General features: G+C 48.5%; 14 protein-coding genes. 7 read left to right on the forward strand and 7 right to left on the reverse strand.

Annotation, left to right across the window (positions count from 1 at the left end):
- Positions 1-162 precede the first annotated feature (162 nt).
- Complete coding sequence (gene nagK, locus F0316_RS06660; protein ID WP_057562849.1) at positions 163-1,071, forward strand: N-acetylglucosamine kinase; 909 nt, start codon at positions 163-165, stop codon at positions 1,069-1,071.
- Between the two features lie 206 nt (positions 1,072-1,277).
- Here nagK and F0316_RS06665 read toward each other — a convergent pair whose 3' ends face one another.
- The 6 genes from F0316_RS06665 to F0316_RS06690 are packed head-to-tail and all read right to left on the reverse strand — an operon-like array spanning position 1,278 to position 6,215.
- Positions 1,278-1,553, reverse strand: coding sequence for a DUF2960 domain-containing protein (locus F0316_RS06665; protein ID WP_000124574.1), 276 nt, complete (start codon positions 1,551-1,553; stop codon positions 1,278-1,280).
- 28 nt (positions 1,554-1,581) lie between these two features.
- On the reverse strand, positions 1,582-3,402 hold the full coding sequence (locus tag F0316_RS06670; RefSeq protein ID WP_149560328.1) for a bifunctional molybdopterin-guanine dinucleotide biosynthesis adaptor protein MobB/molybdopterin molybdotransferase MoeA: 1,821 nt from the start codon (positions 3,400-3,402) through the stop codon (positions 1,582-1,584).
- Positions 3,399-4,010, reverse strand: coding sequence for a molybdenum cofactor guanylyltransferase MobA (mobA, locus tag F0316_RS06675; RefSeq protein ID WP_149560329.1), 612 nt, complete (start codon positions 4,008-4,010; stop codon positions 3,399-3,401). Before mobA ends, F0316_RS06670 begins: the two co-directional genes overlap by 4 nt.
- A complete protein-coding gene (locus tag F0316_RS06680) occupies positions 3,964-4,686 on the reverse strand; it encodes an energy-coupling factor ABC transporter ATP-binding protein (RefSeq protein WP_149560330.1) in 723 nt (240 codons plus the stop codon). Before F0316_RS06680 ends, mobA begins: the two co-directional genes overlap by 47 nt.
- A gap of 8 nt (positions 4,687-4,694) precedes the next feature.
- Positions 4,695-5,393 carry an ABC transporter permease gene (locus tag F0316_RS06685; RefSeq protein ID WP_000061034.1) on the reverse strand — a complete coding sequence of 233 codons (699 nt, stop codon included), beginning with the start codon at positions 5,391-5,393 and terminating at the stop codon, positions 4,695-4,697.
- A 6-nt stretch (positions 5,394-5,399) separates the two neighbouring features.
- Positions 5,400-6,215 carry a substrate-binding domain-containing protein gene (locus F0316_RS06690; RefSeq protein ID WP_069503024.1) on the reverse strand — a complete coding sequence of 272 codons (816 nt, stop codon included), beginning with the start codon at positions 6,213-6,215 and terminating at the stop codon, positions 5,400-5,402.
- 303 nt (positions 6,216-6,518) lie between these two features.
- Between F0316_RS06690 and F0316_RS06695 the strand changes: the two genes are divergently transcribed.
- The 3 genes from F0316_RS06695 to F0316_RS06705 all read left to right on the forward strand — a co-directional run bounded on the left by F0316_RS06695 (position 6,519) and on the right by F0316_RS06705 (position 11,800).
- On the forward strand, positions 6,519-7,973 hold the full coding sequence (locus F0316_RS06695; RefSeq protein WP_029627521.1) for a sigma-54-dependent transcriptional regulator: 1,455 nt from the start codon (positions 6,519-6,521) through the stop codon (positions 7,971-7,973).
- Positions 7,963-9,996 carry a sensor histidine kinase gene (locus F0316_RS06700; RefSeq protein ID WP_029627520.1) on the forward strand — a complete coding sequence of 678 codons (2,034 nt, stop codon included), beginning with the start codon at positions 7,963-7,965 and terminating at the stop codon, positions 9,994-9,996. Before F0316_RS06695 ends, F0316_RS06700 begins: the two co-directional genes overlap by 11 nt.
- A gap of 211 nt (positions 9,997-10,207) precedes the next feature.
- A complete protein-coding gene (locus tag F0316_RS06705) occupies positions 10,208-11,800 on the forward strand; it encodes an ABC-F family ATPase (protein WP_000625974.1) in 1,593 nt (530 codons plus the stop codon).
- A gap of 106 nt (positions 11,801-11,906) precedes the next feature.
- Here F0316_RS06705 and fdhD read toward each other — a convergent pair whose 3' ends face one another.
- On the reverse strand, positions 11,907-12,740 hold the full coding sequence (gene fdhD / locus F0316_RS06710) for a formate dehydrogenase accessory sulfurtransferase FdhD (RefSeq protein ID WP_001118355.1): 834 nt from the start codon (positions 12,738-12,740) through the stop codon (positions 11,907-11,909).
- Positions 12,741-12,964: 224 nt separating this feature from the next.
- Here fdhD and F0316_RS06715 point away from each other — a divergent pair, with 224 nt between their 5' ends.
- The 3 genes from F0316_RS06715 to F0316_RS06725 all read left to right on the forward strand — a co-directional run bounded on the left by F0316_RS06715 (position 12,965) and on the right by F0316_RS06725 (position 15,892).
- On the forward strand, positions 12,965-13,441 hold the full coding sequence (locus F0316_RS06715) for a DUF3305 domain-containing protein (RefSeq protein ID WP_000139759.1): 477 nt from the start codon (positions 12,965-12,967) through the stop codon (positions 13,439-13,441).
- Positions 13,368-14,033, forward strand: a complete 666-nt coding sequence (locus F0316_RS06720) for a DUF3306 domain-containing protein (RefSeq protein ID WP_080280944.1) — start codon at positions 13,368-13,370, stop codon at positions 14,031-14,033. Before F0316_RS06715 ends, F0316_RS06720 begins: the two co-directional genes overlap by 74 nt.
- Before the next feature lie 197 nt (positions 14,034-14,230).
- Complete coding sequence (locus tag F0316_RS06725; RefSeq protein ID WP_149560331.1) at positions 14,231-15,892, forward strand: 4Fe-4S dicluster domain-containing protein; 1,662 nt, start codon at positions 14,231-14,233, stop codon at positions 15,890-15,892.
- Positions 15,893-15,913 lie beyond the last annotated feature (21 nt).

Raw genomic sequence — 15,913 nt, forward strand, 5'->3', positions numbered from 1 at the left:
CTTGCGTGTGACCTTGGTCGCTTATTGTGCAATCAGTGCCATTGGCCAGATAAATAAGTGCCTTGTCACGGACTGTTGAGGGTAGCTTGTGGATAATACGCCTCACTTTTGTGTTTTTATTTTTTCCCTAAGGCTGGGATAGGAAATTGAGGAGAGAAGGCCATGTATTACGGCTTTGATGTGGGCGGAACCAAAATTGAATTTGGTGCGTTCAATGAACAGTTAGAACGCGTTGCCACGGAACGCGTCGCGACACCAACGGATGACTATGCCAAATTGGTGGAGACTATTGCCGGGTTAGTCCATAAATACGATGCGCAATTTGGCGTCGAAGGTACGGTTGGTCTGGGTATTCCGGGCATGGAAGATGCCGATAATGGCTGCGTATTGACCGTTAACGTGCCTGCAGCCAAAGGCAAACCGCTGCGTGCCGATCTGGAAACCAAACTCGGCCGCGCAGTGAAAGTGGAAAATGATGCGAACTGTTTTGCGCTCTCTGAAGCTTGGGATGATGAGCTAAAAGAAGCGGCTTCCGTGATGGGCTTGATTCTAGGTACCGGTTTTGGTGGCGGACTGGTCTACGAAGGTAAAGTGTTCTCAGGTCGTAACCACGTAGCGGGTGAAATTGGCCACATGCGCCTACCGATTGATGCTTGGTTCCATCTTGGTGAAAAAGCCCCATTACTGGGCTGTGGCTGCGGCAATAAAGGTTGTATGGACAACTATCTCTCTGGCCGTGGCTTTGAGCTGTTATACGAGCACTATTACGGCGAAAAGAAAAAAGCGATTGAGATCATCACCGCACAGAAAGAGGGTGAATCCAAAGCCGTTGAGCACGTTGAGCGCTTTATGGAATTGCTGGCGATCTGTTTCGCCAATATTTTTACTGCTAACGATCCACACGTGGTGGTGTTAGGCGGCGGATTATCAAACTACGATCTGATTTATGAAGAGATGCCAAAGCGTGTGCCTAAGCATCTGCTCTCTGTTGCGAAATGCCCGAAAATCGTTAAAGCCAAACATGGCGACTCCGGCGGCGTGCGCGGAGCGGCTTTCCTCAACATTAAATAAGTTGAAGATCAACAGAATAAATTAAGGGCTTGCACTGCAAGCCCTTTTCCCCTTCCTACTTGAAGTTGCAGCGGTGTTGGCTGCGTTCATTCACCCCAATCACATAGTTTGTCTATGCTCATGGGGATTCACTCGCTTGCCGCCTACCTGCAACTCCAAGTAGTTTGGGTATCGGTATTTTAAAATTACAGCTAAAGCATATTGGCTTAGCGAGTCGCTTTTGGTTTTTTGCCTACACCAAAATTCTCTTTAGGTTGTAGTGTGATGATACCGAAACCGAGCTTTTTAAAGTGGTTATCACGGAAGTTACGCACCGATTTGGTATCGGAAATCGCTTCCAGCTGCATCTCCATCTTCAAAAAATCGGTCAGATCAATGCCTTCCGCTTCGGCTACCGCTTCATGAATGTTGTGATGCTTTTCGTATGAGAAAGTCAGCGTTTTCTCTTGGTTTTTGTAGGTGTAGATGATGGTACGAGCCATGTTTCTCTCTCAACGCTAAATAAACGGGCTAGATTCTGCCTTGAAGTGGGATGATTGTCACGCTTTCACCGACTTTTACCGTATCAATCGCCGGAGCAATTTCAATCAAGCAGTTCGCTTCACTCATTGATCGCAAAATTCCCGAACCTTGTTTGCCCGTGGTACGTACTGTCAATTGTCCTTGCGCATTGAACGCATAAACCCCACGGCTGAACTCAGTTCTGCCTTGGCGAGAGCGCAGATCTTCCAACGCAATCGCATTGACTTTCAGTGGTTGCCAACCTTGTTCACCTTGCATTTTACGCAGAGCAGGTTCCACAAAGTTGATGAAAGAAACCATTACCGCGACAGGGTTGCCCGGTAGACCGAAGAAAGGTTTTCCAGCAATCTGGCCAAACGCCAGTGGGCGTCCCGGACGCATATTGATCCGCCAAAAATCAATTTGTCCCAGCTTCTCTAGCGCGGATTTGATGAAATCCGCATCGCCCACAGAGACGCCACCGGAAGTGATCACCACATCAGCTTGTTTAGCGGCTTGCTCAAGCACTTGCATCATTTTAGCTTCGTCATCTTCAATGATGCCAAGGTCGATCACTTGGCAGCCGAGCTGTTTGAGTAACCCCGTCAGGGTGAAACGGTTGGAATCAAAAATAGAGTTTGGCTCAATATCACCACCGGGCGCTTGTACTTCATCGCCGGTCGAAAAAATCGCGACTTTAAGCGAGCGAAATACGTCCGCGTGCGCAAAACCCAGTGACGCCAACATGCCCATTTCAGGAGAGAGCAAACGCTGACCTGTGCTAAACACCGCTTGGCCTTGCGCCAAATCTTCACCTGCTTGGCGTACGTTTTGTCCAGCTTTGATTTTGGCACCCGCAAAACTCACCACATCGCCGTTTTGCGTGGCTTGCTCACGCATGACCACTGTATCGGCACCGAGTGGCATTGGCGCGCCAGTCATAATCTTAACCGCTTCGCCTAGCTCAACCGTTTTCGCGTAATGACTGCCGGCGAGCACTTCTGCCACCACACGGTAGCTATCGCGTTCAAGATCATCACCGCGCAGTGCATAACCATCCATTGCTGAGTTGCGATAGGCGGGTACATTGATAGGAGAGTGTACTTCACGCGCCAAAACTCGTTGGTAGCACTCTTGAATCGCTACCGATTCTGTCTCTGCCAAAGGCGAGATGAGCGAGAGGATCTTCTCGCGGCCTTGCTCTACTGAAAGAAAAGCAGGGGATAAAGTGTCGCAGCATGCCGCCGCATTGTTTTTTGAATCTGAACCTACAGATTGCTGCGTTTTATGTTCATGCCACTTCTTAACATAATCCAAAACGAAATCAGCGATCGCATCGAGATCATTAATGTGCATTTGCGGCAGAGCCGTTTCTACCGTTTCATCGGCAGCAATCGCAATGATGTTTTCATCGTGAGGATAAAGCCAAGGTTTACCGACTTCCGCGCGGTGCAGTTCAATTTTTGGAAACGCGATATTTTTACAGCCTTCAACCAAAATCACATCGAGCTTTTCAGCATCAAATCGAGTTAGCAGATAATCAAACTCCGCTTCGGCATCGGGGGTTTCGGTCATTAGCGCATGACGGTTACGCGACGCAATCAGCATTTGAGAGGCTCCCGCTTTACGTAAGCGGTAGCTGTCTTTGCCCGGCTTATCGACATCAAAGTCGTGATGCGCGTGTTTCAGCAGGCTAATGCGCAAACCAGCCGCCGTCAGTTTAGGCAGCAGGGCCTCTAGCAGCGTCGTCTTTCCGGTGCCAGAATAGGCAGCGAAACCGAGTAGTGGCAGGTTAGGGCGTTGAGGATTCTGGTGTACAGAAGCAATCATGGATGTAACGCTCCAAATTGCGCCAACTCTTGTGGCGTATTCAAATTAAAAAAGCAGCTCGGTGCATCGCTAAAATCGACGTAAGAAGTATGGCATTCATCGTAAAACAAGATGATTTTGCGATCACCACGGGCTAAAAAGGCGCTGAGTTTGGGTAACACGCGTTTATGAAATAGGGTAAACACTGGTTGCTGATGTTCACCATCATGAGCCACTAAGATATCGCTCTCAGGTTTGACAGCCTGACAGAAGCGGGCGACTAAATCATCGCAAATTAACGGGCTATCACAAGGGACAAAGCCGACCCAATCGGTTGGTGCATGGCTTAAACCGGCATGAATGCCGCCTAAAGGTCCCGGATAATCTGGAAACTCATCACTGATCACCGGCGCAAATTGTTGGTATTGGCTTTGGTTGCGATTGGCGTTGATGAGCAAAGTCGGCGTTTGTGGGGCCAACTTATCGATCACATGTTGAATCAGGGGCTGACCATTCAACTGGATCAGGCCTTTGTCTTGTCCCCCCATACGGCTGGCTTGTCCGCCAGCAAGAATTACCCAGCTAGTTTCGGAAGGTTGAAGCGTGGGAAGTGTTTGTGTGGTTATCATTGTTTTCTTTCACAATTTGCAGCAAAGGCGACTCAATCAGTTGACGATCTTTAATCCACCACTGCTTTTTACACAGCGCCGTGAGGGCATTGGTTTGGTGGCTAGTGATGACAAGACTAGAGCCGCGCTCTAATAAATCTCGCGCCATTATAACCAATCTCTCGATAGATTCTTGATCCAATGACGCACTCGGCTCATCCATCAACAAAATAGAAGGTTTGAGGATCCACGCTCGCGCCATCGCCACGCGCTGTTTTTCTCCGCCGGAAAGCACAGAAATATGCTCATCGGCCAGTGTTTCTAGCCCGATCATACGCAAGGCCGTGATCACTTGCGCGCGTTTTTCATGCGCAGACAAGCCACTGAAACGAATGCCGTACACCACATTTTGATAAACAGTGTCATCAAACAGGTAGGGGCTTTGATGAAGATAGACAACTTCTGAGGTCGCGGATGTCAAAAACAAGCGCTGCCACCAAGGTTTACTGCCAAGCACTCTACCATTGCTCGGCTCTAACAAGCCCGCGAGAATTTTCAATAAGGTGGTTTTACCCACACCATTGTCGCCCTTAAGGTAAATGGCATCATTAGGGCCGATGGCGATCTCGGGAATATGAAATAACACGCGATCTTTAAAACGCATGGAAAGCTGCTGTGCGGTAAGTTTGATCGTCATGATTGGCCTTATGTCCTTAAATAGCCTTTGCCCCGTAGGGAAGAGAGCAGAAAGTTGAGCCCTAGCGCTAAGGCAAGCAGCACCATACCCAGCGCCACCCCCTGCGCAAAAGCGCCTTTATTGCTTTCCAATGAAATGGCCGTTGGGATATTGCGGGTCAAGCCCATGATATTGCCACCGACCATCATTGAGCAGCCAACTTCGGTCACGATACGGGAAAAACCGGCGATGGTGGCGGCCATTAAAGGAAAGCGCGCTTCCCAGACTAAGGTTGCAAAGAGCCTAGGTACGGAAGCTCCCAGCGTCATTGACGTTTCGAGTGAACGACGATCAGTCGATTGCAACGCACCATGCATCATGGCAACCAGAATCGGAAAACAGATCAGTGCTTGACCTAAAATCATTGCTTGCTGGGTAAACAGCATCTGCCAATCACCCAGCGGACCTGCGCGTGAGAGCAACATATACAGCAGCAGACCTATCACGACAGTTGGAACCGCTTGCAAGGTATTGATCAGCGAAAGCAGAGTCCATTTACCGCGAAAGTTGGTGTACGCCAGCACAAAGGAGAGCACCACAGAGGGGATGAGCACCAGAGCAATAGCCGTTAGCGAAACACTAAAGGAGACCGCAACGATCTCCCATAGCTTAGGATCTAGACTCACCAACAGATGCAAGGCATCTAGGGTTGTTTGCCAAAGACTCATCGAGGATTACTGCTTGTCCGCATTGGCCACAAAGAGTTTTTGACCATTGACTTTAAACTCGTTAATCAACTGTTGGCCTTTAGGGTTCACCAGCCAATCACTAAACACTTTAGCGGCTTGATATTGGGTGGTTGGGTAACGCTCAGGATTGACAATAATCACTTGGTAAGGGTTAAACAGTTGCTCATCACCTTCAAACAGAATCTTGAGAGCCAACTTATTGTTGTAAGCTAGCCAAGTCCCGCGGTCGGTCAGGGTATAAGCCTGCATTTCTGACGCCATATTCAGTGTTGGACCCATACCTTGACCAATAGAACGGTAGCCACCGAAATTTGGTTCGATTTTGTTTTGTGCCCAAATGCCGAGCTCTTTCTTATGTGTACCGGAGTCATCACCGCGTGAAATGAACACCGCGCCGCTTTTAGCAATATTTTCAAATACTTTTGCGATGTTCTTTTCATCAGCAATTTTAGCTGGATCACTTTCTGGGCCCACCACCACAAAGTCGTTGTACATCAGTTTACGTGGTAGAACACCGAAACCTGCCTCAACAAAGCTGGCTTCGGCTTTCGGTGCATGGGTCATCACCAAATCCACATCGCCATTTTCGCCCATTTTCAGCGCTTTACCTGTGCCAGTGGCGATCACATCCACTTTATAGCCCGTATCTTGCTCAAATTTTGGCAGGAGGTAATCAAGCAAGCCAGAATCGTAAGTACTGGTGGTGGTCGCAAGACGAATACGAGTGTCATCGGCACTGGAAGCCGAGTAACTGACCAAAATTAACGAAGCGGCTGCGAGGGTAAAGGTCGTTTTTTTCATTGTGAATTCCATGACGGTACGTTGGAGGTTAAGTCAGCGATCTAGATCAGCTAATACACTGATAACACTGAATGAAATCAATTGCTGATGAGTTTATACGAAACAGAGGTATAGCAAATGGGATGCCAACGTCATTCTTACTCATTGAGGGCTATTTTCCCTGCAAAAAGTCGGTGATTTGTGGCAAATCTGGCTTAAAGATAGTGACACTTTAAACCGTGTGGGACAAAATGTCGCAAATTACGCCTAGCCAATGTAAGGTTAATTGAGTCGTTCTGTCTCAATACGTTATGGAATCTCTCTATGTCACCAGTTTTGGATCTCAATCAAACCCATTTATATCAAGCCTTCTCTGTTTTAGTTGTTGATGACGAAGTCGGTATGCAACTGGTACTGAAAAAAGCGCTGAGTAAATGGTTTTCGCGCGTCGATTTGGCAGGCAGCATTGAAGAGGCGGAGGTGCTGCGTGGTGAGCATCACTATGACTTGCTGATTTTAGACATCAACCTACCGGGACGCTCAGGGATTGAATGGGAAGAAGCGTTTACCGATCCGGATCACCGCGCGGATGTGATTTTTATGACCGGATACGCGGATCTTGAGACCGCCATCAGCGCTCTCAAACTAGGGGCAAGCGATTTTATCCTCAAGCCATTTAACCTCGAACAAATGCTGCAAGCGGTGCAACGTTGTATGAATAAACGCCTCAATGAGCGTTTGCAGTATGCCTTGCAGCGTGATTTTCAGCGCCACTGCACAACACAAATCATCGGCAGCTCAGTACAAACCGAATTACTTAAGCAACGCATTGTTCAGTTTGCTCCGTCGCGCGCTTCGGTGCTGATTGAAGGGGAATCGGGGACTGGAAAAGAGTTGGTTGCACGAGGTATTCATGAAGCAAGTGGTCGCCAAGGTCCTTTTGTGCCAATCAACTGTGGTGCGATTGCGCCAGAACTGCTGGAAAGTGAACTGTTTGGGCACACCTCTGGGGCATTTACCGGCGCGAAAAAGAGTCGTGAAGGTCTGTTTCGCGTGGCTAACGGCGGCACTCTGTTTTTGGATGAAATCGGCGAAATGCCACTCACTATGCAAGCCTCGCTATTGCGGGTTTTAGAACAACGCGCGGTGCGTCCAGTGGGTTCGGAAAAAGAGGTGAATGTGGACGTGCGAGTGGTGGCTGCCACCAACCGCAATTTGCAACAAGAAGTCGAAAATGGACGTTTCCGCGGCGATCTTTACTACCGGCTTAATGTGCTGAAAATCGAAGTGAGCCCACTGCGTGAGCGCAAGCAAGATCTGCACGAACTGCTGCCGTTTTTCACCAAAATGCTCTGTGCAGAACTGGGGATGCCAATGCCTAAATGGGCGTATGAAGATATCTCTTCGATGCAAGATTATGATTGGCCGGGCAATATTCGCGAGTTGAAAAACTTAATTGAGCGCTGCTTGTTATTGGGCAAACCGCCTGCGCATTATTGGCGGGAATTGAATGGACTACCTAAACAGGCAGAAGTTGAGGTGACAATGTCACAGGCTGTTAATTCTGAAATCTCATTTGGTGACAATGTCACGCAACCCAGCTTGGGATATCCCAACGATTGGCCTCTGCGTGCGGTGGAAAAAGCACATATTCAGCAAATTGTGGCGCTGCATGAGGGCAATAAATCGGCCGCCGCCCGCGATTTAGGCGTGGCACGTAAAACGTTGGAGCGTAAATACAAAGAGTGGGAAAGCGAGGATCTTAGCCATGAAAGCTAAATGGGCTTGGTGGCAAAAATGGCGACACCGTTTTCAAACCACCGTGCGCTATCGGCTGTGGATTCTGACCTCAGCGCCGATTTTTCTCACACTGTTGGCGCTGATTGCGATCACCATTTACTGGTCACTGCACTACACCTGGAACAGCGCTTTAATTGATGTGTCTGAGCGGTTAGGCGTGGCGCAAAACAGTGTAACTCTACTGCAACAGAAACAAGCCAATCACGTTCGCGCGTTTGCAGAATCGTACGATTTTCGCAAGCGTCTGCAAGAGCCGGAAACCCTCAGTACCTTGCCGCGTTGGGTGCAAAATCAAAAAAGTCGCTATGGCTTAGATTTCTTAAGTTTTGAGCGCGTGGATAGTTTAGAGCAGAAGTTTCGCTATCTCGATCTCACCAAGCGTGAATCCTTCTTTGATGTACTAAGTGCCGATGAGCTAGAAAAACTCGACCCCGATTTAGCCAAGCAAGCGCAAATCCCGATTCTTAATTCTCAACAGCTTGAAACTCGGGGATTAGTGAGTCGTACCGTGATTCCAGTGCGCAACGAGTTCGGTGACATCATAGGTTTTTTGGATGGTGGTTTACTGCTCAATAACAGCACAACGTTAGTCGATCAAATTCGAGACCTCATCTACCCAAGCCATCAAGATCAGCTTCGCCCAACGGGCACTTTAACCCTGTTTTTGGATGACTTACGCGTCAGCACCAACGTACCTCTGGATAGCACAATTCACGCTGGGCGCGCGATAGGCACACGGGTGTCATCCGAAGTGTTTAACCAAGTGCTCAAAGGTGGTCAGCAGTGGGTTAATCTGGCGTATGTGTATGATGCTTGGTACATCACCGCGTATCAGCCGATTCGCGATCAATACAACAACGAAATTGGCATGCTGTACACCGGCTATTTAATGTGGCCGTTTTTAAAAACCTATGTCACCAATATTTTAGAAGTCGGGATCACTACGCTTTTCCTGCTGGTGATTTCAGGTTTGTTTGTTTATCGCGGCTCGCGCGATCTGTTTCGCCCAATCGAGCGCATTCACCGTGTAGTGAAAATGGTGCAACTGGGTAAAAACCAACGTATCGGGCAACTTGGGCTTGACGACAAGCACGAACTCGCTCAGCTTGCGAAGCAATTCGACAACATGTTGGATCAATTGCACCAACGGAATGAAGAAATCGTACAAGCCGCGCATGAGTTAGAAGAAAAAGTGCAATCGCGCACCGCCAGTTTGCAAGAGAAAACCGCGCAGCTTGAGCACCACATTGCCTTGCTTAACCAAACGCGCAATAAGTTAGTGGTGCATGAAAAACTGGCGGCACTTGGTGAGCTAACCGCTGGGATTGCCCATGAAATCAATAACCCTACCGCCGTGATTCTCGGTAATACCGAGCTAATTCGTTTTGAGCTTGGTGCTGATGCGAGCAGAGTCGAAGAGGAAATTGATGCCATCTTGCTGCAAATCGAGCGGATCCGAAACATCACCCGCAGCTTGTTGCAATACAGTCGCCAAGGCGGAGTGCAGGACGAAATCACGTGGCAGCACGTCAATCCGATCATTGATGAGAGTATTACCTTAGTCAAAACCGGTTCGAAAAAGCGCGATATTGAATTTGTGCTGGAACTGAAAGCGCATAATTCGGTGGAGGTCAATCGCCATCAACTGCTGCAAATTCTGGTTAACCTACAGATGAACGCGATTCATGCCATGAACGGCAAAGGTCGTATCATTATTCGTAGCGAAGATTGGGTTGAAGATGGACAAAGTCGCGGTGCGGTGATCCACATTGAAGATCAAGGGTGTGGCATTAAGCCAGAAAACCTCAAACGTATTTTCGATCCGTTTTACACCACCAAACGTGAGGGGACAGGGCTTGGGCTTTCCGTATCACAAAGTTTGCTTAGCCAGTCTGGCGGAGAAATTAAAGTGCAGTCTGAATTGGGCGTGGGTAGCACTTTCAGTATCTTCCTGCCTTCCAAAAATGAAGCGAAACTTCGCGAGACCTTGCTGCTTCATTAATCCCCCTACGAAAAGCTCGTTATTTTGTTGGTCATTTCACTTGAGATGACTGACTTTCATGCGCGTTATGCAAATCAGGGCTTGTAGTCTGGGCGCTGAACAAGTAACGTTGCGCAGATTTTTCTATTTGTGATCCCTGTCAGCTTAATTTAGCCACTCGAAGTGCGCCGTTTTAAGTGGGCGGGAATGTTAACGCACTAAGGTACAGGCTTTGATTTCTACAGCGAATATCACTCAACAATTTGGCGCTAAGCCACTGTTTGAAAACATTTCAGTTAAGTTTGGCGAAGGTAATCGCTACGGTCTAATCGGGGCAAATGGCTGTGGTAAATCCACCTTCATGAAAATCCTCAGTGGTGAGCTCGAACCAAGTGGCGGTAACGTGAGCTACGATCCAAACGAGCGCGTTGCCAAGCTGAATCAGGATCAGTTTGCGTACGAAGAGTTCACGGTGATCGATACCGTTATCATGGGTCACAAAGAGTTGTGGAAGGTAAAACAAGAGCGTGACCGTATTTATGCGCTGCCCGAAATGACCGAAGAAGATGGTATGCGTGTTGCCGATCTCGAAGTGGAGTTCGCTGAGATGGATGGCTACATGGCAGAATCCAAAGCGGGTGAACTGCTGCTGGCGGTGGGTATTCCTCTTGAGCAACATTACGGCCTGATGAGCAGTGTGGCTCCGGGTTGGAAACTGCGTGTGCTGCTGGCGCAAATCCTGTTTGCAGACCCAGATATCATGCTGCTTGACGAACCGACCAACAACTTGGACATCGACACCATTCGCTGGTTGGAAGATACGCTGAATGCGCGTAACTGCACCATGATCATCATCTCGCATGATCGCCACTTCTTAAACTCAGTCTGTACCCACATGGCTGACTTGGATTACGGTGAGCTGCGTATTTACCCAGGCAACTACGACGAATACATGACCGCGGCCACTCAAGCGCGTGAGCGTCTGTTGTCTGATAACGCGAAGAAGAAAGCGCAAATTGCTGAGCTACAAACCTTCGTAGCACGCTTCTCGGCGAACGCATCGAAAGCAAAACAAGCGACTTCTCGCGCAAGACAGATTGATAAGATCAAACTGGATGAAGTGAAGGCATCTAGCCGTCAAAACCCATTCATTCGTTTTGAACAATCGAAAGAGCTGTTCCGTAACGCCCTGATTGTTGAAAACCTCAGCCAAGGTTTTGATCATGACCTGTTCAGCAACTTCAACGCAATTTTTGAAGTGGGTGAGCGTGTCGCTATTATCGGTGAGAACGGTGCGGGTAAAACGACACTGCTCAATACTCTAGCGGGTGTACTTGAGCCACGCAGCGGCAGCTACAAATGGTCTGAAAATGCCAATATTGGTTACTACGCGCAAGATCACGCTCATGAGTTCGCCGAAGACATGAACTTGATGGAGTGGATGGGTCAGTGGCGTCAAGAAGGCGATGACGAGCAAGTGGTGCGCAGCTTCTTGGGTCGTATGCTGTTTGGCCAAGATGACATCAAGAAATCCGTGAAGGTGCTGTCGGGTGGTGAGCAAGGTCGTATGTTGCTTGGTAAACTCATGATGCATAAGCCAAACATGCTGCTGCTCGATGAACCAACTAACCACATGGATATGGAATCGATCGAGTCATTAAACAACGCCTTAGAGCAATATAAAGGCACGCTGTTCTTTGTATCGCACGACCGCGTATTCGTAGACTCATTGGCAACCCGCATCATAGAAATTCGTGATGGCAAAATCACTGACTTCAAAGGCACTTACGCTGAGTTCCTGAAATCACGTGGCGTTGAAGGTTAAGTTTCCTAAGCCAATATTTTCCATGCTAAATAATACTAAGAGCCTCTATGTGAGGCTCTTTTGCTATCCGAAAAACGGTCAAACCCTTTATGGTGCAAAAACGTGGTTATGCTTCTTCACTGTGGCCTTTCACATCAAACACCACTTTGTCTGCACCACTGTACACATGGAAGCGACGACCGGAAGCGCGAGCAATCGTGGTAATACCAAAACGTTGCGCCAGCTCAAGCCCCATTTGAGTCACACCCGAGCGCGATAGCAGCACAGGAATCCCCATCTGCGCCACTTTAATCACCATCTCGGAGGTTAAACGCCCTGTGGTGTAAAAAATTTTGTCATCCCCACGCATACCATTGAGCCACATTTCACCGGCCAAAGTATCCACTGCGTTGTGGCGACCGACATCTTCCACAAAAGAGATCACTTGATCCTCTTGGCAAATTGCGCAGCCATGCACCGCACCGGCTTTTTTGTAGGTATCGTTGTAGTGAGTCAATGCTTCCAGAGCAGCGTAGATTTGTGACTGTTTAATTGGCTGCTGTGGTACTTGATAATTCTCAAGCTGCTTCATCACGTTGCCATACATGGTGCCTTGACCACAGCCAGAGGTGACGGTTTTTTTCTTCAGTGCAGGCTCTAAATGGTCAATGTTTTCACGCGTAACCACCGCGGCCGAATGAGTTTCCCAATCGATGATGATGGAATCGAGCGCTTCTGGATCGGAAATAAAACTTTGGTTTTTCAAATAACCCAGCACTAAAGCTTCTGGCCGCGAACCGAGCGTCATCAAGGTCACAATCTCTTTCCAGTTGAGCAGGACAGTGAGAGGGCGTTCACAGGCGATCGATTTCACCAGTTTTTCGCCGTATTCGTCATACACTTCAACTTCAATGGTTTGCAGAGGATTTTCGCTGGTTTTGATGATGGAAGGTTTAGCCACTCTGGATTCCTGTGTGATGCTCGCTTTATTCACCGCCGATCTATCAGTGCAAATCTTAGGGTAGAGCGAATAAGAAAAAGTGCCGTCAATGTAGCAAAAAGGGTGCCGAATCAAAAACAAACTGAACAAAAGTGATAATGTCGCTCTACTTAAAGCAAGGTACTGGTACGCATGGCGCAATTATTGCTTTAATTTCTACTCTGATTGTTAATTTAGTATGGGTTATGACTGAACAAACTTCTCCTGAATCCTTAACGGATGCCGCTCATAGTAAAACCGACAGCGCTTGGCCGCTCGCTTGCAACCTTGAGCCGCGTTTGGTCTCACGTGGCCGTTGGCAAACCACGCAGTGGGTATTGCACAGTTTCAGTTTAACGCCAGAGGCGCAGAGTCAATATGTCGCAACCTTGCACTTGTATCGTGACGAGCGTACTGACTATCGCTTTAACCTCAGTTCACAAGCGCCAAAGCTGTTCTTGGTTGCCGAAGACCCAATTGAAGATCAGCCGCTTAAAATCGTGCAATTGACCGCATCGCAAGCCGTCGCCAGCCGCTATATGGACAGCGATTATCTGGTGCTGTCGGCCGATATGCCGCTACCCGTGCAGGCGTGGATGGAAGCCTATATTGGTCGTCACGGTGAGCTACTGGAAATTCGCCGCAAGAAACGTGAAGGCGCGGGGAGGTCTTGTGGCAACTGAAAACACGTTTTTCTCTCGTTGGTCACAACGTAAATTAACCGCAGAATCAGACCAACTGCTTGATACCCAAAAGAGTTTGGACTCACAGCCTGTGCAAGAGGAGCCGATAGAAAGTGAGTCCGCTGTAGAAACGGAAAGTGGGTTGGAGAGCCACTCGCTCGAACAACCTCATTCAGCAGAGAATGAAGAACCCAGCGTAGCGAGTTTGTTGGTATCCGATGCGTCGCAAGAACTGAAGAAAGCGGCATTGCGTAAGCTGTTTTTAAGCGGTGAGTTTAGCGAAGTGTGTATGCTGGATGATTACAACGCGGATTACAGCAACACAGCAACCCTCACCACGCAAGTCGCACAAACTTTACGCCAATGGTGTAATGAGCTAGAAACGACGCCAGAGGTTAAGTCTGAACAAGCTATACCGGAAAAAGCTATGCCTGACCAAACTATGACTGATTTAAGCATGCCTGATGAAACGATAGCTTCTACGCCTGAATTCGTTGAGGATTCTGCGCGACTTTCTGATCACAATACGCTTTCCTCTTACGATACAGCAGCATCTGGCGCAGTGAATAGTGAGACAAAATATACCGCATAGAGATTAGGGACATTTTGACTTACTCCTCAATAGGTAGAGTGCGACATAATGTCTCACTCTTATTGTGGCTTTTCATTTCTCATCCCGTTATCGATAAATTCTCTGATTTTTCAATAAAATAAATTTGGAACGCTATTTGCTTTAGCTTATGTAAAACGAGCCAACACGCTCGTGATTCTTATAAGCGGAAGCAAGCAATGTTAAACAACCTACTACAACAAGCGACGTCTCCAAACGGTCGGGCGAGACAGTATGCGATTGAGCATACGGTTGAGTTGACCAATCTTATTCCTCCTACCGTAAGTTACGAAAGTGGCGGCCATACCTTAATTATTGGACCCACTATGCTCATTGAGCGTATTACCGAGCCACTGAGTAGCATGGCTTCAATCACGCTCCTTTCTGTGGATGGTGAGCCTGGCACACAAAGTAATTTGTACTATGCCGATACGGTAGAAATTAGCGGTTTCCTCGGCGCATTCTCGGTGAACGTAGAAAACCACGGTAAACGAGTCAATTTGGCGCAAGCCGCGATAGGTGGAAACACCTTTGATATCGTATTGGATATGTCACTCAACGGTTTAATGAGTGAAGAAGTGCCTGTGCCCGGTTATTTCCCAGTAGGACGCGGTTATCCAAAGCTGGCGGATGCGCTGGAAGAGATCCCAACTCTGATGGGTACCTTCGATAAACCTAAGTATTTTCGCTTGGATCCTGACTTGTGCGCGCACAGTTCACGCGGTGTGAAAGGGTGTGAACGCTGTGTGGATGCATGTCCTGCTGGCGCGCTCTCCAGTGAAGGTTCTGATCAAACAGGGCATCGGATTCAAATTAACCCTTATCTGTGTCAGGGAGTCGGAACCTGCGCGACGGCTTGCCCGACGGAAGCGATTCACTACGCACTGCCTAATCCTGCCGACACGCAAAAATTTATTGAGCGATTACTGGCGAATTACCACCAAGCTGGCGGTGAAAAACCGATCGTGCTGATCTGCAGTTCTCGACATGAAAGTTACAACGTCATGGCACTTAAGGTATTGCCAGATAACGTGATTCCTGTGGTGGTAGAAGAGCTGCCTTCTGTCGGTATCGACAGCTGGTTTGCTGCTGTAGTTAACGGTGCAACTCAAGTGTTGTTTGCCGCGAGCCGTCATATGCCACCCACTATCCAGCGTATTCTCAACCAAGAAGTGAGCATGGCGCAGAGCTTGCTGACTCACTTGGGTTTGCCCAAAGAGACGATTGATATTCTTTATCTCGAATCGCTGCGCGAGGGGATGCCGGTACTGTGTGAACAGCCGCTTGGGCTTAAGTTGGGTGACTTAATTGGTAATAAGCGCGAACGTCTGTTTACCGCGCTGGATGCGTTAGCAGAAACACTCAATTCACAACCGAGCGTTCAACCACTCAGTATTAGCGCACCTTACGGCACCATTGAATGCCAAGCAAGCGATTGTACTTTATGCATGAGCTGTGTTGCGGTTTGCCCAACGCGTGCACTGCATCCGGCGGGAGATAGCCCAGCACTACGCTTTATTGAACAAGACTGTGTGCAGTGCGGCTTGTGTGTCAAAGCTTGCCCTGAACAAGCGCTTAGCGCGACGCCACAACTCAACTGGAACAAAGCGGCACGCCAAGGTGTGGTGACCTTGCATCAAGAAGAACCCGCTAAGTGCCTGCGCTGCCATAAACCTTTCGCACCACAGTCCATGATTACCATGTTGCAAACCAAGTTACGCGGTCACTCACATTTCGCCACGCCGGAAGCGCTCAATCGTATTGCGATGTGCGAAGACTGCCGGGTAGTCGACATGTTTGAAGCCATGGCACATGACCCTGAGCAGCAGCTCAAGTATTAAGGAGAAAGCAATGCAAGAGCA

This window comes from Vibrio cholerae (assembly GCF_008369605.1).
GTDB lineage: Bacteria > Pseudomonadota > Gammaproteobacteria > Enterobacterales > Vibrionaceae > Vibrio > Vibrio cholerae.

Excerpts from the sequence above, each read along its gene's own strand:
- F0316_RS06680 (WP_149560330.1), bottom strand. The coding sequence starts at position 4,686 with ATGACGATCAAACTTACCGCACAGCAGCTTTCCATGCGTTTTAAAGAT.
- F0316_RS06690 (WP_069503024.1), bottom strand. The coding sequence starts at position 6,215 with ATGAAAAAAACGACCTTTACCCTCGCAGCCGCTTCGTTAATTTTGGTC.
- F0316_RS06700 (WP_029627520.1), top strand. The coding sequence starts at position 7,963 with ATGAAAGCTAAATGGGCTTGGTGGCAAAAATGGCGACACCGTTTTCAA.
- F0316_RS06670 (WP_149560328.1), bottom strand. The coding sequence starts at position 3,402 with ATGATTGCTTCTGTACACCAGAATCCTCAACGCCCTAACCTGCCACTA.
- F0316_RS06685 (WP_000061034.1), bottom strand. The coding sequence starts at position 5,393 with ATGAGTCTTTGGCAAACAACCCTAGATGCCTTGCATCTGTTGGTGAGT.
- nagK (WP_057562849.1), top strand. The coding sequence starts at position 163 with ATGTATTACGGCTTTGATGTGGGCGGAACCAAAATTGAATTTGGTGCG.
- F0316_RS06715 (WP_000139759.1), top strand. The coding sequence starts at position 12,965 with ATGACTGAACAAACTTCTCCTGAATCCTTAACGGATGCCGCTCATAGT.
- F0316_RS06665 (WP_000124574.1), bottom strand. The coding sequence starts at position 1,553 with ATGGCTCGTACCATCATCTACACCTACAAAAACCAAGAGAAAACGCTG.
- F0316_RS06695 (WP_029627521.1), top strand. The coding sequence starts at position 6,519 with ATGTCACCAGTTTTGGATCTCAATCAAACCCATTTATATCAAGCCTTC.
- mobA (WP_149560329.1), bottom strand. The coding sequence starts at position 4,010 with ATGATAACCACACAAACACTTCCCACGCTTCAACCTTCCGAAACTAGC.
- F0316_RS06725 (WP_149560331.1), top strand. The coding sequence starts at position 14,231 with ATGTTAAACAACCTACTACAACAAGCGACGTCTCCAAACGGTCGGGCG.